Annotated in this window: 23 protein-coding genes; 13 read left to right on the top strand and 10 right to left on the bottom strand. The window is 36.4% G+C overall.

The window, feature by feature from the left end:
- The first annotated feature begins 6 nt into the window (after window positions 1-6).
- The 3 genes from GJE18_RS11480 (at window position 7) to GJE18_RS11470 (ending at window position 3,372) form a co-directional block, all read left to right on the top strand.
- Window positions 7-774 carry an alpha/beta hydrolase gene (locus GJE18_RS11480; protein WP_107368530.1) on the top strand — a complete coding sequence of 256 codons (768 nt, stop codon included), beginning with the start codon at window positions 7-9 and terminating at the stop codon, window positions 772-774.
- Window positions 775-919: 145 nt separating this feature from the next.
- Window positions 920-2,029 (top strand): NAD(P)/FAD-dependent oxidoreductase, encoded by a 1,110-nt coding sequence (locus GJE18_RS11475; protein ID WP_107368531.1) that lies wholly within the window; start codon window positions 920-922, stop codon window positions 2,027-2,029.
- Window positions 2,023-3,372, top strand: coding sequence for a nucleoside recognition domain-containing protein (locus GJE18_RS11470; RefSeq protein ID WP_107368532.1), 1,350 nt, complete (start codon window positions 2,023-2,025; stop codon window positions 3,370-3,372). Before GJE18_RS11475 ends, GJE18_RS11470 begins: the two co-directional genes overlap by 7 nt.
- 347 nt (window positions 3,373-3,719) lie before the next feature.
- Here GJE18_RS11470 and GJE18_RS11465 read toward each other — a convergent pair whose 3' ends face one another.
- From GJE18_RS11465 to GJE18_RS11440, 6 genes are all read right to left on the bottom strand, one after another.
- Window positions 3,720-4,415 carry a Crp/Fnr family transcriptional regulator gene (locus GJE18_RS11465; RefSeq protein WP_052257766.1) on the bottom strand — a complete coding sequence of 232 codons (696 nt, stop codon included), beginning with the start codon at window positions 4,413-4,415 and terminating at the stop codon, window positions 3,720-3,722.
- 19 nt (window positions 4,416-4,434) lie between these two features.
- Window positions 4,435-5,376, bottom strand: a complete 942-nt coding sequence (gene arcC, locus GJE18_RS11460; RefSeq protein ID WP_107396889.1) for a carbamate kinase — start codon at window positions 5,374-5,376, stop codon at window positions 4,435-4,437.
- A gap of 16 nt (window positions 5,377-5,392) precedes the next feature.
- Window positions 5,393-6,748 carry a basic amino acid/polyamine antiporter gene (locus GJE18_RS11455; RefSeq protein WP_240928904.1) on the bottom strand — a complete coding sequence of 452 codons (1,356 nt, stop codon included), beginning with the start codon at window positions 6,746-6,748 and terminating at the stop codon, window positions 5,393-5,395.
- A 151-nt stretch (window positions 6,749-6,899) separates the two neighbouring features.
- On the bottom strand, window positions 6,900-7,907 hold the full coding sequence (gene argF / locus GJE18_RS11450; RefSeq protein WP_107368534.1) for an ornithine carbamoyltransferase: 1,008 nt from the start codon (window positions 7,905-7,907) through the stop codon (window positions 6,900-6,902).
- Between the two features lie 22 nt (window positions 7,908-7,929).
- Entirely contained in the window at window positions 7,930-9,162 is a 1,233-nt protein-coding gene (gene arcA, locus GJE18_RS11445; RefSeq protein WP_107368535.1) for an arginine deiminase, read from the bottom strand.
- Between the two features lie 242 nt (window positions 9,163-9,404).
- Window positions 9,405-9,863 carry an arginine repressor gene (locus GJE18_RS11440; RefSeq protein ID WP_060552052.1) on the bottom strand — a complete coding sequence of 153 codons (459 nt, stop codon included), beginning with the start codon at window positions 9,861-9,863 and terminating at the stop codon, window positions 9,405-9,407.
- 339 nt (window positions 9,864-10,202) lie between these two features.
- Here GJE18_RS11440 and GJE18_RS11435 point away from each other — a divergent pair, with 339 nt between their 5' ends.
- On the top strand, window positions 10,203-11,336 hold the full coding sequence (locus GJE18_RS11435; RefSeq protein WP_240928903.1) for an MFS transporter: 1,134 nt from the start codon (window positions 10,203-10,205) through the stop codon (window positions 11,334-11,336).
- A gap of 111 nt (window positions 11,337-11,447) precedes the next feature.
- Here the strand turns inward: GJE18_RS11435 and GJE18_RS11430 are convergent, their stop codons facing one another.
- The 4 genes from GJE18_RS11430 to GJE18_RS11415 all read right to left on the bottom strand — a co-directional run bounded on the left by GJE18_RS11430 (window position 11,448) and on the right by GJE18_RS11415 (window position 15,404).
- Complete coding sequence (locus tag GJE18_RS11430; protein WP_081858189.1) at window positions 11,448-11,558, bottom strand: SE2200 family small protein; 111 nt, start codon at window positions 11,556-11,558, stop codon at window positions 11,448-11,450.
- 17 nt (window positions 11,559-11,575) lie between these two features.
- Window positions 11,576-13,069 (bottom strand): L-lactate dehydrogenase (quinone), encoded by a 1,494-nt coding sequence (gene lqo / locus GJE18_RS11425; RefSeq protein ID WP_037565663.1) that lies wholly within the window; start codon window positions 13,067-13,069, stop codon window positions 11,576-11,578.
- A 160-nt stretch (window positions 13,070-13,229) separates the two neighbouring features.
- Window positions 13,230-13,730 carry an isoprenylcysteine carboxyl methyltransferase family protein gene (locus GJE18_RS11420; RefSeq protein ID WP_085622616.1) on the bottom strand — a complete coding sequence of 167 codons (501 nt, stop codon included), beginning with the start codon at window positions 13,728-13,730 and terminating at the stop codon, window positions 13,230-13,232.
- A 291-nt stretch (window positions 13,731-14,021) separates the two neighbouring features.
- Window positions 14,022-15,404 (bottom strand): amino acid permease, encoded by a 1,383-nt coding sequence (locus GJE18_RS11415; protein ID WP_060552049.1) that lies wholly within the window; start codon window positions 15,402-15,404, stop codon window positions 14,022-14,024.
- Window positions 15,405-15,968: 564 nt separating this feature from the next.
- Between GJE18_RS11415 and GJE18_RS11410 the strand changes: the two genes are divergently transcribed.
- The 9 genes from GJE18_RS11410 (at window position 15,969) to GJE18_RS11370 (ending at window position 24,276) form a co-directional block, all read left to right on the top strand.
- The gene (locus GJE18_RS11410; RefSeq protein ID WP_107378677.1) at window positions 15,969-16,769 is read left to right on the top strand and encodes a hypothetical protein; all 801 of its coding nucleotides are present in this window, start codon (window positions 15,969-15,971) and stop codon (window positions 16,767-16,769) included.
- Between the two features lie 621 nt (window positions 16,770-17,390).
- Window positions 17,391-18,191, top strand: a complete 801-nt coding sequence (locus GJE18_RS11405; RefSeq protein WP_085622612.1) for a hypothetical protein — start codon at window positions 17,391-17,393, stop codon at window positions 18,189-18,191.
- Window positions 18,192-18,287: 96 nt separating this feature from the next.
- Window positions 18,288-18,914, top strand: coding sequence for a DUF4064 domain-containing protein (locus tag GJE18_RS11400; protein ID WP_107368537.1), 627 nt, complete (start codon window positions 18,288-18,290; stop codon window positions 18,912-18,914).
- Between the two features lie 245 nt (window positions 18,915-19,159).
- Window positions 19,160-19,828, top strand: coding sequence for a response regulator transcription factor (locus GJE18_RS11395; protein ID WP_060552045.1), 669 nt, complete (start codon window positions 19,160-19,162; stop codon window positions 19,826-19,828).
- A gap of 82 nt (window positions 19,829-19,910) precedes the next feature.
- Window positions 19,911-20,825, top strand: a complete 915-nt coding sequence (locus GJE18_RS11390) for an ABC transporter ATP-binding protein (protein ID WP_060552044.1) — start codon at window positions 19,911-19,913, stop codon at window positions 20,823-20,825.
- The gene (locus GJE18_RS11385; RefSeq protein ID WP_060552043.1) at window positions 20,818-21,570 is read left to right on the top strand and encodes a hypothetical protein; all 753 of its coding nucleotides are present in this window, start codon (window positions 20,818-20,820) and stop codon (window positions 21,568-21,570) included. Before GJE18_RS11390 ends, GJE18_RS11385 begins: the two co-directional genes overlap by 8 nt.
- A 77-nt stretch (window positions 21,571-21,647) precedes the next feature.
- A complete protein-coding gene (locus tag GJE18_RS11380; protein ID WP_165805125.1) occupies window positions 21,648-22,505 on the top strand; it encodes a sensor histidine kinase in 858 nt (285 codons plus the stop codon).
- A 185-nt stretch (window positions 22,506-22,690) separates the two neighbouring features.
- Window positions 22,691-23,356, top strand: coding sequence for a response regulator transcription factor (locus tag GJE18_RS11375; protein WP_060552041.1), 666 nt, complete (start codon window positions 22,691-22,693; stop codon window positions 23,354-23,356).
- Window positions 23,357-23,361: 5 nt separating this feature from the next.
- On the top strand, window positions 23,362-24,276 hold the full coding sequence (locus tag GJE18_RS11370; RefSeq protein WP_171509147.1) for a sensor histidine kinase: 915 nt from the start codon (window positions 23,362-23,364) through the stop codon (window positions 24,274-24,276).
- Window positions 24,277-24,334 lie beyond the last annotated feature (58 nt).

Genomic DNA, 24,334 nt, shown 5'->3' with positions numbered 1-24,334 from the left:
CGTTTCGTGGCGTTAATCGAAATGAATTATAAATCTAAAACGCTCGGTATGCATCAATCATTTACGGTGATTTTGCCAGAAGACGACAGTTATTTTAATCTGAGTTGTAAGCCTAAATTATTAAAATCGCTGTTATTGTTACACGGCATATCAAGCGATCATGCGTCTTATGTCCGTTATACAAGTATTGAACGTTATGCGAATAAACATCAATTAGCGATTATTATGCCGAGTGCAGATCATAGTTTTTATACGAACATGAAGTATGGTCATAGTTATTATGATTATGTGTTAGAAGTATGGGATTATGTGCATCAAGTATTGCCATTGTCTCAAGAAAGAAAAGATCATTTTATTGCAGGACATTCAATGGGTGGGTATGGTACGTTGCGTTATGCATTGACAGCGGGCGAACGGTTTTCTAAAGCGGCACCACTTTCATCTGCCATCGATGTATCACAAGTGTATGAATTTGTGTACCCTGATTTTAAACCAGCCGCAATTGCCGGCGAGGACTATCTGCCTATTGGTACGGAATATGACCCTTATCACCTTGTAGATGAAGCGATTAAAAAGGGGAAAGCAGTTCCGGAGATTGTTATGATGTGTGGGACAGAAGACCCGTTATATGAAAGTAATACACAATTTTTTGACTATATTTCTAAACACAATATACCAAGTCGTTTGATTGCCAATGCGGGTGAACATAATTATGACTATTGGGATAAAGCAATAAAAACAATCATTGAAATGTTTACAACTGAAGATGAATAAAATAAATGCGTTCATGGCGGATTTCCGTATATGAACGCATGTTTTATTTTCATTTTTTACAAATTGATAAACATTGCAAATCGGTGCATGAAGGTCTATAATATTAAATCGTAATTATTACGATTTATAAAGTGAGGTTTTATATATGACCCAACATCACCGTGTTATAATTATTGGCGCAGGTGCAGCGGGAATTGGGATGGCAGTCACTTTCAAGATGCTTAATATGGAAGATGTCTGTATCATTGAAAAAAATTCAATTGGTCATTCGTTTACGCAGTGGCCGAAATCAACGCGAACAATTACACCATCGTTCACATCAAATGGCTTTGGCATGCCAGATATGAATGCGATTTCTATAGATACATCACCAGCTTTTACCTTTAATGAAGAGCATGTGTCAGGTGAGACGTATGCAGAATATCTTGAAATTGTAGCCGACCATTATGGCGTACACGTTGAAACAGAGACAACGGTAACAGGTGTACAATTGGTAGACGGTATTTATGAAATTGAGACGTCCAGAGGTCTGTTTACTGCTGATTATATCTTTGTGGCAACGGGAGATTATGCCTTTCCAAATCAACCGTTTACCGTGGGCCGTCATTATAGTGAAATAGAGGATTTTAAAGCATTGACAGGAGAACATTATGTCGTCATTGGTGGCAATGAAAGTGGCTTTGATGCGGCAATTCAACTTGCCAAAAATGGTGCGCATGTTGAAATGTACACGACTTCGACTGGGTTTGGTGAAGAAGATGCTGATCCTAGCGTCCGTTTATCACCGTATACGCATCAACGCTTAAAAGAAGTGGTAGAAGCGGGGCATGATATTCAAATGCACGTGGGACATGAAGTCATCGATACACGAGAGGATGACGATGGTTATCACATTTTACTAGCGAATGGTGAAACTGTCGTAACACCTCACATACCGATTGTAGCGACAGGCTTTGATGTGACACAAAATCCACTTGTGCAACAATTGTTTACGCTTCAAGAAGGTGAAGTGAAATTGTCTCAATTAGATGAATCTACACGCTATCCTAACGTCTTTTTAATTGGGGCAACGGTGCGTCATGAAGAAGCGATATTATGTTATATCTATAAGTTTCGCGCACGTTTTGCTGTTTTAGCCGAAATTGTAATGAAGCGAGAAGCGTTGCCAGTGGATGATGCGACGATTGAATCCTTTAAAGCTAACAATATGTATTTAGATGATTACGCATGTTGTGAAGTGGATTGCACATGTTAGAAGTGACGTTTAACATTGTTACAGGTGAGGTAACGCCGATTCCTGATGGTCCTCATCAGTTGAGATTAAGTCAGACACATCGGCTTACAAGTGATGAACTGGCAACATTACGACGGTTAATCATCTCAGAACGCCTTGAAATTGGCATAAAAACACCAGCGCTATCTACACCAGAAGAGACCCGTTATGTTGTCGACAAACTCCAACACTATGTAAAGGAAAAGCAAAAACACGCACCGAAATGGCAACACATCTGTTATGGATGGGGTGTGATAGTGCTTATGTTTGCGATCCCAATCTTTCTTGCATATCACTTATCCGGGTGGTTGGAAAACACGGTCTTTTCGCCACTTGTTGATATATTAAGCGGGGCGCATTGGATTCAAATACCATGGATACAACATATTTTATTTGGCGATTACGGTATTTTATCCCTCGGAACCTATTCTTTTGTATGGGCATTGCCTGTGGTGGTTTTTATTAGTATTTCTACCGCACTTTTAGACCATTCAGGTTTAAAACAGTTTGTCATATGGTCAATAGAGCCGTCAATGCGACGAATTGGATTGAATGGCACGGATATCGTGCCTGTATTAGAAGGTTTTGGATGTAACGCTGCGGCGGTGGCTGAAGCAGGTCATCAGTGCAGTCAATGTACTCAAGCACGATGTATAAGTTTAATTGGCTTCGGAACATCTTGTAGTTATCAAATTGGCGCAACATTGTCCATTTTTAATACGGCGCATGTAAGCTGGCTATTTGTACCTTATTTATTGCTCGTATTTATAGGAGGCGTCATCCATAACCGTTTATGGTATCGTGCCCAACCAACGTTTAACATTGCACCAACATATCGTCAGGCGTCATTGCGATCGCCACTTACGTATGCATTTATGAAACAAGTCATCGTAAGTATACGCATGTTTTTGACACAAGCGTTGCCGATTTTTCTAGGTATATGTTTTGCAGTGAGTTTATTATCATTGACGACAATTTTAGATTGGCTCGCGAAAGTGTTCGCCCCGATATTACAACTTTTACAATTACCAACAGAATTTGCGACAGGCATCTTTTTCTCTATCATACGTAAAGATGGTATGTTGTTGTTTAATACAGGTCATGGTACATTAATTCAAAGTTTATCGCCGTTACAATTATTAATGGTGGTATTTCTAGCGTCAACTATGACATCATGTTCTGTGACAATGACAATGATAGCGCGTCAACTTGGTGGAAAGTTAGCGGGGAAATTGATACTCAAACAAATGGCCACATCATTAGGTATCGTATGTGCATTGTTTGGATTATTAAAATTGTGGGATGTCCTGATAACACTATCGTAAAAGTAGCGTATTAATGGCCACATGTATTTGGCGTAGGCACAATAACTCACTTAGACGAAACCGAAAATTTATTTTGAGCGCAAGATAACTAGAAATTTTTGAGCGTGTTCAAAAATAAAAAGCAGAGCTGACTAAACGCACGCGCTTAGTCAGCTTTCTGCCATTTAAACTATGAATTACGCATTCATTGCTACAGCATTACATGAAATCAATAAGGTTTCTGTAACGCTCTAGATTTAAAGGTAACGCGCCTATAAAAGCGAGGCTAGGGTACCAATCAGAGTTTGAATGTTTAATATAATGTCTTCTTGTTTTATAAGTGTCAAAATGTAATGGAGGATGATGATTTATGTTTGAAATAGCTTTTTACAAATCATCCAAGTATGTTTATCTTTAAAAATGTAGTTCTCTATCATTAAGGAATGTACAATATGACTTACGCGTTCGCGTGACATACCAATTAAATCGGCAAGCAATTGTATCGTAATGGCGTGAGTTAATTCATAATAGGATTCATGATTTGATCCTACATTTTCGCATAGCAAACGGATTAAATGAATGACTTTTTCACGCGCATTTTTACAATTTAAAATCATATTATGCTGAACGTGTTGATCTTTACTTAAAATAATTAACTCGTAAAATCGAGACAGCACTTCTGTATCGTGTTTTGATAACTTTTCGATTAAAAATAGTGGCACACTCAATATGTCGCAATCTGTTAATGCGATGCATGATTCATCGACTGAGGGTGTACGAAACAGTTTGTTGAGTGGAAAGCAATGATACGCGCGATTCAGCCATTTGTAATGCGCACCATTATCGGCAAATGCTTCTCTCAATACGATGCCATGCATGATAAATTTGAGGTGCGTCATTTCAGTGGTGTCATAATAGATCACTTGGTTTTTATCATAATGACGCAGAATAAAGTCTTCTGCGAAAATTTGTAATTGTGTGGGTGACACATGAATATAATGCGCAAATGTTTGGATCGCAACTTTTAAGTCTTTTGTATCTAACGTTTTATAATGCGTATTCATTTGAAATAACGTCCTTTATTTATAAATGGATATGCGTGCCTGTTCCCCTCTCAATTGCCGCGTAGGCGTTGTCTAAATCTGTTATAATAACTTCTCTATTTGGATGATTTCCAATAAATTTAATCGCAGCTTCAATTTTAGGTAACATGGAACCTTCTGCGAATTGTCCATCTTCAATATATGTTTTTAATGTTGCGACGTCAACGGAGGTTAACATTGTTTCATTAGGTGTTTGATAGTTGATATATACATTTGGAACGGCTGTTAAAATCATCAAGGTATCCGCTTCAATCAGTTCTGCTAGCGTTTCACTTGCGAAGTCTTTGTCAATAACGGCTTCAATACCTTCATAACTGTCCTCTTTTTTAACGACTGGAATACCACCTCCGCCACACGCAATGACGATATTATCGTTGTCGAGTAATGTTTTAATCATCTCATGTTCTAAAATAGATACAGGAAGCGGGGACGGCACGACTTTTCGAAACCCGCGGCCAGCATCTTCTTTATAGACACTCTTTGAATCAATCCGTTGTAATTTTTCTGCTTCTTCTTTTGTGTAAAACGGTCCTATCGGTTTTGTCGGATGAAGTAGATGGGGGTCATGTGCATCGACTTCAACACGTGTTACGACCGTAGCGACTTGTTTTTTACTTTCAACTTTTCGAAGCACACGCGTCGTTTCAGTTTCTAACCAGTATCCAATCATACCTTGCGTCATTGCGCCACATACATCTAGTGGCATGGCTGGTGTTTCAGAACTATTAGATTTTGCTTGTTGAATCAACAAATTGCCAATTTGAGGTCCGTTGCCATGTGAAAACACAATGGAGGCGTCCGATTGGAATAAGGGTTCAAGTTTTTCAAGCGTTTCACGAATTGCAGCTTGTTGACTTGTTGCGGTTGCTTCTTTATTTTGAATCGCGTTACCTCCTAATGCGATAACGATTGTTTTAGGCATAAATATCTCTCCTGACTTATATCACGGTAATGGAGTGGGTCATCAGTTTGACAATACCAATAAGTGCGAAGACTAAAATAAAACCAATGACAATCCATTCGATAGCTTTCGGTTTTTTATTAAGATTGTGTTGTACTTTTATAAATACGATGACGCCTGGAATATACAAAATCATAGTGAGTAATAAATATTCCAAGCCTGCAGCATAGATTAACCAAAGTGCATAGATTGATGCGATACAGCCAATCGCCCATTTCGTCACTGAAGTGCTTTGTTGTAAATAGTTATACTTTACAAGGTAAAATGCGCTAAACATATAAGGGATTAAAATCGCACTTGATGCGAGTGAAAACGCAAATTGATATGCACTTTCCGTAAATAACATACTGATTAAGAAAAATTGGACTAAAATATTCGTAATTAATAATGAATTGATTGGTGCACCGTTACGATTTTCTTTCGCAAACCATTTCGGGAAAAGATTGTTTTTCGCAACGACATACGGCAATTCTCCTGCAAGTAAAGTCCAACCAAGCCACGCACCGAGCACGGAGATGATGAGTCCGATGTTGACAAATACGGCACCCCAAGGACCTACAATGTGTGCTAACACGTGTGACATTGAAGGGTTACCTAATTCTGAGATGTGATTTTGTTGAATGACACCTTGTGCGAGTACCGTCATTAAAAAGTAAATGATAAGCACGGAAGTGAGTCCAATAACCGTGGCTGTACCCACATCTTTTTTACGTTTTGCACGGCTAGAAAATACAACTGCACCTTCAATACCTGTAAATATCCACACGGTTACGAGCATAATACTTTTTACTTGTAACAGAATAGAGGACCATTCGATCTCATTTGAAGCGGTACCGCTAAACCCTGCGAGAAACGTATCGAAATTAAACACCACCATCATACAAACGATGACCAAAAAGATTGGAATTAATTTCGCGACGGTAACAATACTATTGATAAACGCAGCGGTTTCTACACCTTTTAAAATTAAGAAATGGACTCCCCAAAGTAAAATAGAGGCGACAATGATACTCGGTAACGTATTACCTTTTTGGAAAATCGGGAAGAAATTGCCAACCGCAGACATGAGCAATGTAGCATAAGCCACGTTGCCTAAAAATGCTGCAAACCAGTAACCCCAAGCACTACAAAAACCAATAAAATCTCCAAACCCTGCTTGTGCGTAACTGTAGATGCCGCCATCTAAATCGGGGCGTGCATTCGTTAACGTTTGAAATACAAATGCTAATGCAATCATGCCGATAGCGGTAATCCCCCAACCGATCATGAGGGCAAGACCGCCTGCCTGACTTCCCATATCAGAGATGATATTAAAAGCACCGCCTCCAATCATAGAGCCTATAACAAGGCCAATGAGAGAAGACTTGTTTAATTTTTGTTGGTGTTCATTTTCCACGTGTTTCATCTCCTTATCATGAAAAGGAAGGGCTAGTGCGTGATTCATACATATATAATTGTTTGCTACGTCTAGCCCATCACTTTAGTTATGCCAGTGTTGAAGCCATCACAGATTTAATCGTATGCATACGGTTCTCTGCTTGGTCAAACACTTTGGATTGCGAACTTCTAAATACGTCATCAGTGACTTCCATTTCGCTTATGCCAAATTGCTCTTCGATGTCTTTACCATACATCGTATTTGTATCATGGAATGCTGGTAGACAGTGCAAGAAAATGGTGTCATCGCGACCTGTTTTTTGCATTAAAGACGAATTAACTTGATAATCTTTTAATAAATTGATACGTGTTTCGAATTCACTTTCTTCACCCATGGAGACCCATACGTCTGTGTAAATCACGTGCGCACCTTTAACTGCTTCGTCTATATCATCTGTAACGACGACAGAGCCACCATCACGCACACCACGTGCTTTAGCCATATCAACATACGTTTCGTTCGGGAAGAGGGCTTTAGGCGTACATATACGCACATTTACGCCGAGCATGGCACCTGCGACCATAAGTGAGTGTGCCATATTGTTACGGCCATCACCAATGTATGTGAGGTTAATGCCTTTTAAGTGACCGAAATTTTCTTTAACGGTCATATAGTCCGCAAGCATTTGAGTCGGATGCCAAATATCTGTCAAACCGTTCCACACCGGTACACCTGAATGTTCAGCGAGTTGCTCAACAACGTCTTGAGAGAAACCTCGGAATTCTATGCCATCAAACATACGTCCGAGTACTTTTGCGGTATCTTCTACCGATTCTTTTTTACCCAATTGAATGTCATTTTTGCCTAAAAATTCAGGGTGTGCTCCGAGATCTATAGATGCCACTGTGAATGCGGCACGTGTACGTGTTGACGTTTTTTCAAAGAGTAATGCAATATTTTTACCGTCTAAATAACGATGTTTGATACCATCTTGTTTGTAAGACTTTAATGTAATTGCGAAATCAATTAATGCTTCAAATTCTGTTTTCGTAAAATCGTTTTCTTTTAAAAATGAACGTCCTTTTAAAGTAACTGGTTTTTGTAATTCCATCATGCGTTTTCCTCCTCAATGTCTTTTAAATGTCTTCACGATATAAAGGTTGACTCATACAACGTGGGCCTCCACGACCGCGTACAAGTTCACCTCCAGGGATTTCGATGACTTTTAAGCCTTTTTCACGTAATAACGTGTTAGAGACATAGTTTCTGTCATATGTCACTACCACACCCGGGCGGATACATAGTGTGTTTGATCCATCATTCCATTGTTCACGTGGTCCGTCGATAGTATCGCCATTACCCGTAGGAATGAATTCGATATTATCGAGGTTTAACGCGTCTTCTAAAGTTTGTTTCAACTGGTTAGAATGGGTGATTTTAATGTTGTCATCGCCGACACATGGTTCAATCGTAAAGATATTCATATGACCTTCAGATTTCAGTATGGCAGCATGCATAGTGAACTTATCGTAATCTATCATTGTAAATACCGTATCTAAATGCATAAACGTACGACTTGTAGGGATTTCAATCGCAATGATTTTCTTAAATGTTGATACAGGATTGCTAAAGATGCTACGTGCCAAACGTTCGATTGCTTGTGCTGATGTGCGTTCTGAAATTCCAATCGCAAGCACTTCTTTAGATAAGACGAGTTCATCGCCACCTTCAATATTGAACGGACTATCTCGGTCCACCCAAACTGGAATGTCACTGTCTTTAAAGTCAGGGTGATGGTTCAAGATATATTGCATGAATATTGATTCACGGCGACGTGCGCGCCAATACATGCGATTAATTGTAACCCCGTTACCGACGGACGCTTGAGGATCACGCGTGAAATAAAGGTTCGGCATTGGGTCAAGATAAAACGGATATTTGTCATCCATATATTCAACGAGATGTGTTGTTTTTAAATTGATTTCTTCTTTTCGAACGCCAGCCATTATTTTATCGACTAAGCTTTGATTATCTAATTTTGAAAACAGCGCTTTGATTTCTGCTTCGTGGCCTAGAACGGTTTTACGTGATTCTGCTAAAATCTCATCGATAAATTGTTCGCGTACTTGAGGTTCTGTTAAACTTTCTGCAGTTAATTTTTCAAGGTATAACACTTCTACACCTTCGTTTTTTAAAACTTCTGCAAAGTAGTCATGTTCGCGTTGGGCGACTTTTAAATAAGGAATGTCATCAAAAAGTAAGCCGTCTAAATAATCAGGAACAAGATTTTCTAATTCTTTACCAGGTCGTTTAAGTAAAACGGTTTTTAAACGGCCGATTTCACTATTAACATTAATCGTGCGTTTCATTTTAATTTTCCTCCTTTATGTGATGATGTCTTCACTATAAAGGTTATAAAACGCTTACATCGTGATTTATTTCACAAATGAAGAGAGGAATATTTCTTGTTTTAAAGATAGGTCTATACAAAAAAATTTATTTTCTTGCATGACACACGCGGTGTTATGCGATATGTGATGGATATTGTGTGTATATTCACGTATAGGTTTCGTCGTAATTTGTCGTTGATACAATATGATGCATAATCATGCTAAAGCGTATGGTCTGGAAAGAGTTCTGTAACGACATGTCGCGCTGCATCATTTGAGCGTGTCATAATCATTGTCGTATCATTACCGCTTACTGTACCGATGATGGCATTCAGTTGTAATGCATCGATATAAAAATTAATCGTTTGACCAAATCCTGGAGAGGATTGAATTAAAATACACTGGTTAATAACTGAGATACGTTGAATGTCATCTTGATACAACCGTTTTAAGATATGATGATATTTTGGTTTGTCATTGGATATCAGTTGATAGTGTGAGGGGTGATGTTGAGAAGGGACTTTATGTATATTTAACTGTAAGAAATCGTTCGCAATGGTCGTTAGGCTAAAATGAATGCCAAATCGTGCTTCTATAATATCGATCACATCTTGCTTCGATGTTATACAGTTATGTTGTACGATGATCTCGATAAATTTTTGTCTTTCTTCGCGTTTCATTTTTAGCACCTCCTAAAATAGCCCTTCAACAGCTTTTTACATCAACTATCAATAAATATTATTAACCAGTTCTTCAAATTAAATCAAAAATATTAGTATTCATTTTTAGTGTAAAAATGTTAAAAATCTGTGCTAAAGTCTTTGGTCATAAGGATTTTTACGAAGTTGTGACAACAAAGGTTTGACACGGTTTAAGGTTAAATGAAGTCGTCTAGGGTTAAGCACGTCTCTTTCATTTTTACGAGATTTTCGGTAACATACCATGCGTATGACAATATGAAATGCGTTTGGAGGAGTATTGTGAGGCATCAATCAACTAAAATAACCATTTTCTTTTTTATGTTAGGCACCTTTGCGATAGGCATGTCTGAATATGTTGTCATTGGATTATTGTCGCAAATCGCAGGTGATATGCATATCCAGATATCTACAGCAGGGTTGCTTGTCAGTGTGTATGCTTTGAGCGTCGCATTTATAGGGCCTGTGATGCGTATTTTAACGTTTAAATATCGTGCACGCATCTTATTGCCTGTTTTTGTAGGTATTTTTATTTTTAGTAATGTATTAGGCATGTTGGCACCCCATTTTTATGTATTATTGTTGTCACGGTTATTATCAGCAGCAATGCATGCGCCGTTCTTTGGGGTGAGTATGAGTGTCGCAACGAACATTGTGTCGCCAGCGAAACGGACGCAAGCCATCGCGTTAGTACAAACTGGATTAACCATTGCGATTATGATTGGTGTACCGTTTGGGGCGTTTTTAGGAGATTTAGCGAATTGGCGTGTTGTTTTCGGTATTATGGTTGCCATTGCAATCATTACATTGATAGGTATTTTAAAATGTACACCTGATGTGGAGATGAGTGCGGAACCTAACTTACGTAAAGAACTCGGAGCCTTTAAACAACCACAAATTTTAATTACGATTGCGATGATTGTATTTGGATTTTCTGGTGTGTTTACAACGTATACCTTTGTAGAACCGATGTTAAAAGCGTTGTCACCATTTGACACAGCTGGTATTACAGTGTGTCTATTTTTATTTGGCCTTGGTGGTGTCATCGGTAACGTCGTCTCTGGAAATGTGACTGAGGAAAAATTAACGATGGGGCTATTTTTCTCGTATTTGTTGTTATTTGTGACCATTGTTTTACTCGTGTACGCTTTACCAATAGGGCTGTTTGCGCTCATCATCGTATTTTTGTTTGGATTTGGGACGTTTGGAACAACGCCGTTACTTAACAGTAAAATCATTTTTGGTGCAAGTGAGGCCCCGCTACTCGCCAGCACCATGGTGGGCTCTATATTTAATTTAGCGAATTTTATCGGTGCAATGATCGGGTCAGGATTGCTCGGACATGGTTTACCTTATGCGCACATTACAATGATCTCAGGAGGGATTATTTTACTCGGTATTGTGCTCAATATTGGGAACTATATGTATGAGAAGCGGCAAAAAGTTAGTGGTTAACTTTGTTATTGATTACGGTCAATACGTATTACACCACTGCGCTTTAAGAAGATATCTATATAAATATGAAAAGCACGTATCATAGGTTCATGATACGTGCTTTTTTGGGCTTTAGTATTCGATATTTGGTGCTTTGTTAACGTGTTGTTGGTAACGTTTTAAAGCAGCAAATGCGCCGCCAAGGACGCCAACTACGACTGTTAATGTAACAAGTGCTTTCATGTCGCAACGACTCCTTTTTATTCGTAATAGTGTAATTCTAAATCTTTAGAAGTTTGTTTACGTGTTTTACGCATTAACGCTTCATCTTCAATTAATGATTTACCGTATGAAGGAATCATTTTTTGAATTTTTGGCGTCCATTCAGAAGTTAATTCTGGGAAGTTCTTTTCAAGTACTTCTAATGCAACAGATACAGATGTAGACGCTCCTGGTGATTCACCTAATAATGCGATAACAGTATGGTCTTGAGAGTTAACCACTTCTGTACCGAATTGAATGAAGCCTTTACCGTATTCTTCAGTATCTTTAATCACTTGAACACGTTTACCAGCAGTATATAATTCCCAATCTTCATCACGTGCTTCTGGATAGAATGTACGTAAGTGATTCATACAACCTTCTTTTGTCATTAAAATTTGGTCGAATGAGTATTTGATTAAAGGTAAGTTTTTCGCTGCTGATGCAAGTAAAGTCATAATGTTGTATGGCTTAACAGAACGGAATAAGTCTAAGTTAGAACCGTTTTTCAAGAACTTAGGACCAACACTTGCGAATGGACCGAATAATAACGTTTTCTCACCATTAATATAACGTGTATCTAAGTGAGGTACTGTCATTGGTGGTGTACCTGGTGGCTCTTTACCATATACTTTAACCCCATGTTCTTCAACAACTTCTGGGTTTGTACATGTTAAGAATTGACCTGTGATAGGGAATCCACCTAAGTTTTTACTTTCAGGGATACCTGTTTTTTGAAGTAATGGAATTGCACCACCGCCAGCGCCAATGAAGACGTGGTGTGCAATTTCAGTGAAGACTTTACCGCTGTTACGGTTACGGATTTTAACTTCCCATTTTTTGTCTTCACGTTGCATGAAATCGATTACTTCATGATTGTATTTCACTTCAGCATTGTCATGTGCCTCAATATTAGAAGTCATTTTACGTGTTAATTCACCGAAGTTAACATCTGTACCTTCATCGATTTTACTTGCAGCCATAATGTCGCTCGCGTCGCGGCCTTTCATCATTAATGGCATCCATTTACGCATTACTTCGATATCTTCAGTATATTCAATGTTATCGAACATTGGTGATTGTTTCATTGCTTCGTAACGATCTTTTAAGAACTTACGATTGTTTACACCACGTACGAAACTAATGTGAGGTAATGGATTGATAAATTCACGTGGGTTTGAAATGTTTTTATTTTTTACTAGGAAGCCCCAGAATTGTTTTGAGATTTCAAACTCCTCGTTAATGTGTTTCGCTTTCTCGATGTCGATTGAACCATCTGGTTGTAATACCGTATAGTTCAACTCACATAGTGCAGCATGACCTGTACCAGCGTTGTGACGTTCATTAGAACTTTCAAGACCTGGACGATCTAAGCGTTCGTATAACTTAATGTTCCAGTTTGGTTCAAGTTCTTTAATCATTGAACTAAACGTAGTACTAAGCACACCAGCACCAACTACAATGATGTTTCTAGGTTCTGACTGATTAGACATATTTATCACCTTTCAAATTTAGTTATAACCATTAGCATAAGCTTATATTTAAACGATATGCTCTAATTATATTACATTTACTTTTATTATGGAATTGCACAGATAAAGAAATTTTAAATTGTATGGCATAAACTTAAAAAAGTTAGGGATAAATACGGTATTAATTGAAAGATTCCATTAATTTTTCTTCTTGTATAATACGTTTAACTAGAAAATGCGCGTAAGGTAAAAGTAAAATCCATGTATAAGTCGCACTTGTTAGTAATAATACACCAAGTAGTTCTGGAATAATATTTAAGAAATAGTTTGGATGTTTTGTGATTTTATAAAGACCTGATTTCACAATAGGGTGGTGCGGTAAAATAAAGATTTTTAATGTCCAAATACGTCCTAACGTGCGAATAACATGAAATAGTACAATGTAACTAAGAATAAGTATGATAAGACCGATCACGTTGATAGCACCTAATGTTGTGTGATGCATCCATGCTTCAAAAGCGGCTCCAACATAAATAAGAATATGAGTCGCAGCTAAACCTTTAGAATTTGCTTGACCATATTCTTTGGCGCCTTCAGCAATGAGTGCTTTAGCATTATTGATAGATATGTATAAACTGTACAAACGGATAACGAAAAAAGCGGCTAGCAATGTTAAAACCATTATTTGTCATCTCTTTCTTTTTAGAATAAAAAAATGCAATCCAACGTGATAATGGTGAGAGATCTTGGTTGCCATCTACGGGTATCACGTCGGGATCGCATTGTAGTTACATTGTATATTGAGACGCAGGATAAAACCATTAAATTAAACTTAAATATAGCTTTAATTTGAGTTAATCCATGGGAATATAAATGATGGATAAAAAGGGGAAATGTGATAAACATCAAAAGCCTTCGAAAGTGTTTAACCACTTTTGAAGGCTTTTGATATATGAAATGTTGTATTGTACGTCTAAGCGTGTTTAGCGATGTCTGCATGTTTTTTAATAGTTGCGCGGTGACGCCAATATATAAATGTGAGGGCACCGTACCAAATTGGAGATAAAATAAATCCGATGCGTGTATCAGGTTCTATTAATAAAAGTACTAATATAAAGGCGAAAAATGCGAGGACCGCATACGCAGTGAACACGCCTCCTGGTAATTTGAAGGTACTTGCTTTATGCAACGCATGGTCTTTACGGTGATAACTAATATACGCAACAACAATGAGTGCCCAAACGACAACAGTAATTGAAGTCGCTACGGAAGTAATATACACAAATACCGTCTCCGCATTAGGGATAATTAAGTTAAGAATAACTGTAATTGAAATTAAACCACATGTAACAAGCAATGCATTGCGTGGGACGCCACGACTTGAAAGACGGTGCATCGCTTCGGGTGCTTGTTTTTTATCCCCAAGTGAAAAGAGCACACGACTATTCGCGAAAATACCACTGTTCGCTGATGATGCTGCCGCAGTTAAAACGACGAAGTTGATTAATCCTGCCGCAAAAGGAATACCAGCTAATGCGAATAAACCAACAAATGGACTGTTTTCAGGATTAATTTGATTCCAAGGCACGATCATCATAATGACCGCTAGTGCACCAACATAGAAAATAATAATACGTAACGGTACGCTATTAATGGCGCGTGGTAATGTTTTTTCAGGATTTTTCGTTTCACCAGCAGTAATACCTATAAATTCGATGCCTGTAAACGCAAATACGGCCATTTGGAATGATGTTAAAAAGCCGGCTAAACCGAATGGAAACATCCCCTCATGATTCCATAAGTTTGTTACACTTGCTGTATTGCCTGAAGGCGACTTAAATGCTAAGAATACCATTACGGCACCGACAACGATTAATGCGATAATCGTCACCACTTTAATAATCGCAAACCAAAACTCTAGTTCACCAAATAACTTTGTACTTGTTAAATTGAGTGTAAGTAATAAAAGTATGATCGCAAAACAAGTTAACCATGTGGGTATATTAGGGTTAAAATATTTAATGTATTGCGAGATGGCTGTGACGTCTGCCATTACTGTGATTACCCAAGACATCCAATAAGACCAACCGACAATAAATCCTGCGAATGGTCCTAAATATTCATGCGCGATTTCTGGGAATGATTTGAATTTTGATTTTGCGAGTAAAATCTCTCCCATCGCACGCATAAACATAAATAGAAAAAATCCTACAATCATATACGTAAATAGAATGGACGGACCAGCCTTGGAAATGGTATTACCAGATCCAAAAAATAACCCTGTTCCTATAGCGCCACCGATTGCGATTAATTGAATATGACGATTGCTCAATTCTCTTTTTAATTCATTTGTCATAATGTTCTCTCCCATCACTTTGAAGTGAAGTGTTCTCCCTTTGTGTGCGATTGTTCCCCATTGTTTTTACAAGAAAAATTCATGTCTTTTGATTCGACACTTTGATGTATGTGAGTATTTTATACCCATTATCTGAAAATAACAATAATTCGCAAAAATGTTTTTAGATGTAATCTTAAAACCACGTGAGACAATATATAAATATAATATGTTAAATTATGCGCGATTTTAGTTTGTATAAGAATTACTGAATGTACAATTGAGACCACGGAGTTGTAAGCGTTTGCAAATAATAGAGGGAATGCTTATTGGCTGCCGCGTTTATTATTGTAAGAAAATAAATAGAAAGTGCATTTAAACTAAAATGTATGCTGTGTTTTGCTTTTTTATAAAAGTTTTTTAAATAAAAAATAATACAATTTCCAACAATGGATATCGGTCTGGAAGATTTGTTATTGATTCGTTCAACTCAAAACATTTTATATTAAATTAAAAAATTATGTTGTATCGATAACGGAAAATGTTATTCTTATATTAATGAACTATTAAGGGGGGGCAATGTTTATGGTGTCAGATGAACGCAAATTGCGAAAATTATTGCTGTTCGGCAGTATAGTCAATGTCATTTGTATATTGTTGTATACATATATCGCTGCAACTTTACCTTCAATATCGAAACATTCAGATATAGGTCCCCTAACCCTGTTTGGCTACGCGCTTAGTGATCCCCATATATCGATATATATCATATTGACGCTTTATATCTGTATGGTGGCTTTGGGGATTATTTATTTCAAATTCGGCCTCTCTAAGCCATTTGTAGGAATTGTATATTTGATTTTAGGTGTATTGGTGCTTTATTACAGTCCTATAGCAGGATTTTGTTGGATTTACGTAGGTGCACGTCTTATTTCTACAAAAGTATTAAACGCCTTAACGGTTACAAGTACGATTTTCATTGGAATCATATTGTTGGCTTGGCTGTTCTTGGGATTACCTATCGTATTTATTTTAGGTATACATGATGCTTTACAAGGAGGGGCACTTGAGCCGAGTCTATTTATGATATTTTCAAGTGCGAACTCAGCAGGGGGAGCATCTATCGTGTTTTTAATATTATTGGTACTTTTAATGTCATTTATCGGTGCGATTTATGCCTTTATCTGTACGGGTATGGTACATCAAAACACTCAAAAATGTCATGATAGTCTTAAGTTTTTATGTGTTGCAACGATGACATTGTCCTACTCAGCTGCATTATTTAATATCGCTGCCATTTTATTTACATCACTAGTGATAGAGAGACGTAATCAAGAAACGAAAGAATTAACAAATGCATATGAAAAAATCTCAAATCCGGAGTAAAAAAGATGAATTTGTCGGATATTTGTCAAAATTAAAAGTTAAAAATATATTAAAATAACTAAGGGGACACAGATGTAAAAGCATCAGTTCGATGAAACACGCATAAAAGTATCACAAGTCTTTTGTGTAAATAGTGTCACTATGATGTTGTATGGCTTTTTATGTGACGTCATGGTGACACTTTTCTTAGCGTTACAATAAACGGCTCGAATAAAGCAATTCGAAGTTTATTGATAGCGTTAACGAGATGTTGAGTGATGCACGTATCATTGTATTACGTAGTTGTTGATAATTTGGTGTACAATTAATCATACATTTGTTTTATTTTATGTAAGTATCGTTACGGTTTATTATTCGGTACGTGCATTCATTTACATGATCGCAACTGTAAAACACATGAATGCATCCAACATCATCGTGTTATCGTTATAACACCATTTAGGTTATATTGATTTTGAAAGTTTATCGTATATTGAGCATCTTAGCTTATAGGTCTATAGCTTGGATATTGATATATGCAGTATGAAAAAGTTTCCCTCATTTAAAATACAGGGAGGGGAAAGTAGTTTAATTAGATTTCACAAAATTAAAAATACTAATAGATACAGAGGCGTGTTGATATTGAAAAAGAAAGATTTAACAAAATTACTGATGGGTCTTGCGCTCATCTTACAATTGTCTATAGCCCTTTTTAATTTTTTTAATTTAAACAATCTTGATTATAATATGTTCTATTATGACGAAATTAGTAAATGGAATATTTGGGAACGTGTAATGAACGTATATGCTTCCATGTCCCTTTATAGCGTAGGTCTTATATTAAATTGTCTTATTTTTATTTTAGGGTGTTTTGTCTTTTTTAAGTACTTGAAAACAGGTACAGTGAATGCGCTATTTGTGGGTGGTTTAGGGTTTTTAAGTTTTATAACGAACCCTTTAGGAGGCATTTTATGGTGTGTCATTGCCGCTAAGTATCATCATCAATTGGACGTAAAGCAATGGGTTAAGCGATTGTTAATCATGAGTGTTATCTTAGTTGCTGTTTCACCTATTTTACGTATGTTCGCGCCATATATGATTTTAATACAACAACCCATTATTAGTGCGCATTTATCAAGTTTTGACAGTTTATTACTGCCATCATTTTGGGCAAGATGGTTTTTTATCGTAGATACACCACAAATCATTACTTATATGTTCTCTCCAATAACCTTATTTATATATATTTCTGCGATAGTACTCGGTTTTATAATGTTATATCAAAAAATAGATAGTAAAAATTGGAAGATGATTACCATCACCACATTCATTGTTCAAAGTTTTGTAATGAACATTGGTGCTTTATTTTCATTAGTAGCCATCATTTTAGTGTTTGCAGCTCAACAATCTACAAAAACGTTGGACGTAGATGAAGATATATAACATAATAAATATTTTTGAGATAATTTTTTAATATTTGTATTGAACTAGGTATTAATTTCATTTAACATTATAGAAAACAATAAGGAGATAACAATTATGATCAAACGAACAGCTGAAAAAGTTTTAACATGGATAGGTGTTGGAATACAAACTATCGCTATTTTATTTTGTGGATTTTTGGCATTAGTGATTGGCTTAAACAGTAATGAAATTGAAACAGCATTACTTGAAGACGGTACATATACAGTAGATGAAGCGCAATTTGTAGTTATGATATATAACTTTTTTATCAATTTTGCTGTAATATTCGGCATTCTTGCATTAATTCTTGCGATTGTCGGTGGTGTATTCATTAATAAAAAGACGAAACTTGCAGGAATTTTACTTATTATTGCAGGTGTGCTCAGCTTTTTCTTTTCACTCTCAGGAATTTTATGGTTAGTCGCAGGTATTATGTTGCTTGTTAGAAAACCGGCACCAACGCATGCGCAATCACATGCATCACAATCAATGCAAAACAATAACCAACCAGTGAATCATAGTGAGCCACAACATGTTGAAAACCATAACCCTGTAAGACACAGTGAACAACGTTCAGCAAACAGTCACTCTGAACAAGCGCACACATCTCATCATACGCAACAACATGACGATGAACATTTCCGCTCTGAAGCAGAGGAACAACGTTCTAAAGATATTCAAAAAGATCCATATAAATATTAATAACAATAGGAGCCTCATTGAGGTTCCTTTTCTATTTTGTCTTTATAATGTGGATTCAAATGATTGTGCCATGTCATTTTAACCCGTTTGAAACGAAAGGAGTCATGGTGGATGCCTTTGACGTCAAGGACAAAATATTAAAGGACTAAGAGTGCTCGTGATGGATGATTTAAAGAAATGAGCCAAACATGGAAATCAAGTTTTGATATAATATAGTTTAAACGAAACATCATAGAGGTGTGACTATGAAATATAAAGCATTAATAATAGAAGATGATGTTGAAATTGCGCATATTATTTCTTTAAATCTTGCTCGTCTAGATACACATGCAACCATCGCTTATACAGGTGATGATGGACTTTCCAAAGCGTTATCGTCCACCTATGATTTAATCATTTTAGACCTTATGCTTCCTGGAAAGACTGGCAATGAGCTAATGAAAGAATTAAAAAAAAACATCACAGCTAAAATTATCGTCGTTTCGGCAAAATCCGAAGTAAATGAAAAAGTTGAATTATTATTATCTGGTGCGGATGACTATATCACCAAACCGTTTTCGAAAGCTGAATTTATGGCACGTGTTCAAGTACAATTGCGCAATATTCAGGCTAGCACCATGCCTACTGTTTTAAAATGGAAAGCACTTGAGTTGAATCCTACTAAACGTACAGTTTATATAAATGAACATTATTTGGAACTAACAAATACGGAATTCGATATTTTGGCATTATTGTTAACACAGCCTGAAACTCCATTTACAAAGCGTCAATTATATGAAACATTACAGGGGCTATATATCGGCGATGATAATACAATTAACGTACATATCTCGAACTTAAGAAAAAAATTAAGCCTTTATTCTGACGATCCTTATATTAAAACGGTGTGGGGCATTGGATTTATGCTTGTGTAAATCTTTATACTTTCTTTATATTTTATTTAAAGTAATTTGAGACCTCTGATTCTATAGTAAAATCATAGAAGGAGGTTTTTTTGTGTCATATGTAATCAAAACCAATCAATTATTTAAACAATATGGAACACAGTATGCGCTACATCCTACTGATTTTTCTTTAAAAAAGGGAGACATTTGCGGGTTAATTGGGAAAAATGGTGCAGGTAAATCGACGCTCATAAAATTGATGGCGAATCATATTCAACCATCAGGGGGCACATTAGAATTGTTTGGAACGTTAGATGATTCGACTAAAGAAATGCGTAAACGCATCGGCTTTTTCATTGATACAACAGTATTCATGCGTCACCTTACAGCACGCCAAAATTTGGAATATATTGCGATGCAAACTGGAAAGGTCGATATTCAACATATTCAATCTATTTTAAAGCAAGTCGGCTTAGAGAATGAAACAAGGAAAGTAAAAGCGTTCTCTTTAGGAATGAAACAACGACTAGGTATTGCGTTAGCATTGCTTAATCATCCGGATGTTTTAATTTTAGATGAACCTATTAACGGTTTAGACGTAGAAGGCATTAGAGATTTTCGTCAATTCATTACACAACTCAATAAAGAATTGGGAATGACCATTTTAATTTCTAGTCACATTTTAAGTGAATTACAACAAATTGCGACTCAATTTGTCTTTATTGAGAATGGTCACATTATTGAGTCTATTAGTAAGGATACATTATTAAATAAAGTACAAAAAGCAATCTCGTTAAAAGTGGACCTTCCTTCGAAAGCGGTTCAAATCATAGAGGAATTGGACAATGCTATACAATATAAAGTGCTTGAAGATAACACCATTGTTATCCATACCGCACATATGGATACCACGCAACTCAATGCGCTAATGTGGGATAACGGTATCCGTGTCGCTCAGATTCAAGAAGAAGTGTTTAATTTAGAAAACTACTTCTTACAAGGGGAAGGGGGCAGCAAGTATGATTAATTATCTTAAAAGTCAACGCTACCTCATGCTTAGAAGTAAGGCGTTTTATATATTGCCATTGGTATGTTTTACCCTCATCATATTCTTCGCGCTAACGCTTTATATAATGGGCAAACAAGGTTCGTATTTCCCTTATGACAACGCGCGTTTTTATTATGTCAATGTGGTTGGATTTAGTGGATTAATTATCTTTATAGGAATCATTATTACGCAATTTTTTCACTCTAAAGAACGACAATACAATGACAAAGTGAGTATCGCATATGACGTGCCTTTGAAAGTCATTTATTTTGGAAAATTGATGATGATTTTTGGATATTTCTTATTTATATGTTTAGTCTCTTATATCATCATGATTGTATTTGGAATGCTTCTATTTAAAGATGGACAAACGTATATCAGTGATTTTACATTGAGTATCACTAATATGTGTCCACTTGTGGTAGGGATACTTGCTGTTGCGCATGCATTATTTAGTATGCGAATGAATGCGATAGGTGTTATTATTGCAGTGCTTTTATGTTTACAAATCGGTGTGCATCGCATTTTGTATGGTTTAACGTTGTTAAATGATGGTTTCAAGCCCCTGTTTAAACTCACACCACAATATTTATTTGATCATATATTAGAGCTTTATATGACTGGAAAAGTGAGTTTAGGCATTCAATATTGGGTTGTTGGTTTGTGTATTGGCATTTTAGGTCTCATCTTAGGGTATGTTAAATTTAAAAAATTAGAGTATTAAATGAAGGATGAAGCGTAATGATCTTTATTTGTGTTGTAGTGTTGGTCGTCATAAGTGTAGTGCTAGGAAGTCAATACGTGCGATTGCTTAATGAGGTCAATAATATTGAAAGACAGTTGAAAATTTTAAATGAAGATACTGATACCAATCAAGTCATTCGTTCGGCGTCGCATATGAAACAAAGTCAACCCGTCATACGTGAATTGAATCGGTATATCCATCATTTAAAAGAGCAGCGTCAATTTTTTAGAAAAAAGGAATTAATGCTTAATAAAGAAATTAACAATGTGTCTCATGACCTACGCACGCCATTAACAGCAATCAAAGGATATACAGAATTAATGCAAGAAACACAAAACGTAAATGAGATGCAATCCTATGCACAGATTATTGATAAAAAGACGACACACTTAATTCATAGTGTGAATCTTTTCCATGAGCTCACGTATATCAATGCGCTCGATTATGAACTTGATTTACATTCCGTGAACATCAGTGAGTTTATTCAAGATCAATTGATTTCATATTATCATCAGTTTACGCTCAAAAATATCGACCTGACATTTGAAATAACAACAGCACATTACGCTTATTTACATGAAGAATCGATGATACGAGTTTTAGACAATGTGATTCAAAATGCACTGCGGTATGCGAAAAGTAGTGTCAAAATAAGTATTCTAGATGAGAGTGAGCATGTCACTGTGAACTTTCAAAATGATACGGACCACGAACCTTCGCCAGAGCAGTTGCATCAGTTGTTTGAACGGTCTTATACGCTTGATGAAAGTCGGACCCACCAACAAACGGGTGTAGGTTTATACATTGTGAAAACACTCATGCAACGTCAGAGTGGGGATGCCTTGCTACAATTTAATGCACCGATGTTTGAAATACGCTTAACATTGCAACGGGATACTTCATGTGTCACGTGAAACATTGTACATCATGATCAAAATAAGTGCGCCATGATGTCTATGATGTGATGGGCGCGCTTTTTATATTTGACATGAACATGTGATGGTATTTCAGATTGTGGTATGAATTTGTATCTTTTTGATAAAGTTATCTTATCCATTTGTTAACTTATGGTACTATGATAAAAAAGGAGAGTGGTTGTATGAAAATTATGATTGTGGAAGATGATTTTACTATTGCTGAAAGCTTAGTAAAAGAACTTCAAAAATGGAATCATGAAGCGGTCAATGTTCAAGACTATTATGCGATTACTGAAAAATTCCACTCGCTTCAGCCACACCTTGTTCTTTTAGATATCAATCTACCACATCTTAATGGTTTTCATTGGTGTCAGGAAATCCGTCAAACTTCTCAAGTGCCGATTATGTTTATTAGTTCTGCATCTGATAATATGAATCAAATGATGGCGATGCAAATGGGAGCGGATGATTTTATAGAAAAACCGTTTAATTTAAAGTTAACCATTATGAAAATCCAAGCGTTGTTAAGACGGTCTTATGATTTTAAAGTGGAACAATCTCAGTTGCATGTAAAAGGATGCGATTTGATCGTGGACAAGGCGATGCTCACTTATCAGGATCAAACGCTGTCTTTAACACTTACAGAGCTCCAAATTTTACAACAATTATTTATAAATGAAGACCATTATGTCAGTCGTAATACATTAATCGAACAATGTTGGCAATCTGAAAATTTCATCGATGACAATACGTTAGCAGTGAATATGTCACGTTTACGGAAAAAATTAAAACAAATTGGGTTAGTGGATTTCATACAAACGAAAAAGAATGTTGGATACAAAGTGTAAAGAGGGTGAGGCACTTGCGTTTTTATACTCATATTTTTAGTGATATATGCATATACGTGCTCATGTTAATGTTATTTTTATTTATATCATTCATCTATGGTCTTGAAGTAGAAGCATATATATTGATTTTAAGCGTGTCGCTATTTGTTTTCAGCTTGTATATCGCTGTGAAATGGGTTTATTTTAAAAAGCAAGAAACATTAAAACAAATCAATACGCGCCTAGAAGATGAATTGCAAGACGTTAAAACAAAACATCGTCACTATCAACGAGATTTAGAGCATTATTTTTTAACGTGGGTGCATCAAATTAAAACGCCAATTACTGCCTCTAAACTTTTATTAGAACGTAATGAAGCGGGGATGGTGAACCGCGTACGTCAAGAAATCACAGAAATTGAAAATTATACTAATTTGGCACTGAATTACTTAAAATTGTTAAGCCATGAAACCGACATGGTGGTCCAAAAAGTGGCGCTTGAAGATATCGTCAAACCATTAATCCAACGATATGCATTACATTTTATTGAACATCGTACACGCATTCATACAGAGCACCTTAATTGTGAGGTGACGACAGACGCCCAATGGATCAAGATTATGATTGAACAAATTTTAAATAATGCACTCAAATACGCTAAAGGTGGCGATATTTGGATTGTATTCGATGCGCAACAACACACACTCACAATTAAAGATAACGGTATCGGTATCAATAAGGTCGATTTGCCAAAGATATTTGAAAAAGGGTATTCCGGGACGAATGGTCGTTTGAATGACAAATCTAGTGGAATAGGATTGTTTATTGTGAAAGAAATTTCAGAGAAACTGCATCATCCTATAGCTGTTCAATCAGAACCTGGCATATATACAGAATTTACGATTCAGTTTCCGAAACCATCTCATCTTACAAATATGTAAGATTCGCAGCAACTTTTGTAAGGAATTATAAATGTTGCTGTTTTCTTTATCCTTTACA

This window comes from Staphylococcus agnetis (genome assembly GCF_011466855.1).
GTDB classification, from domain to species: domain Bacteria; phylum Bacillota; class Bacilli; order Staphylococcales; family Staphylococcaceae; genus Staphylococcus; species Staphylococcus agnetis.
Note: the sequence above shows the minus strand (reverse complement) of the source record. Positions and strands in the feature narration are given on the sequence as shown.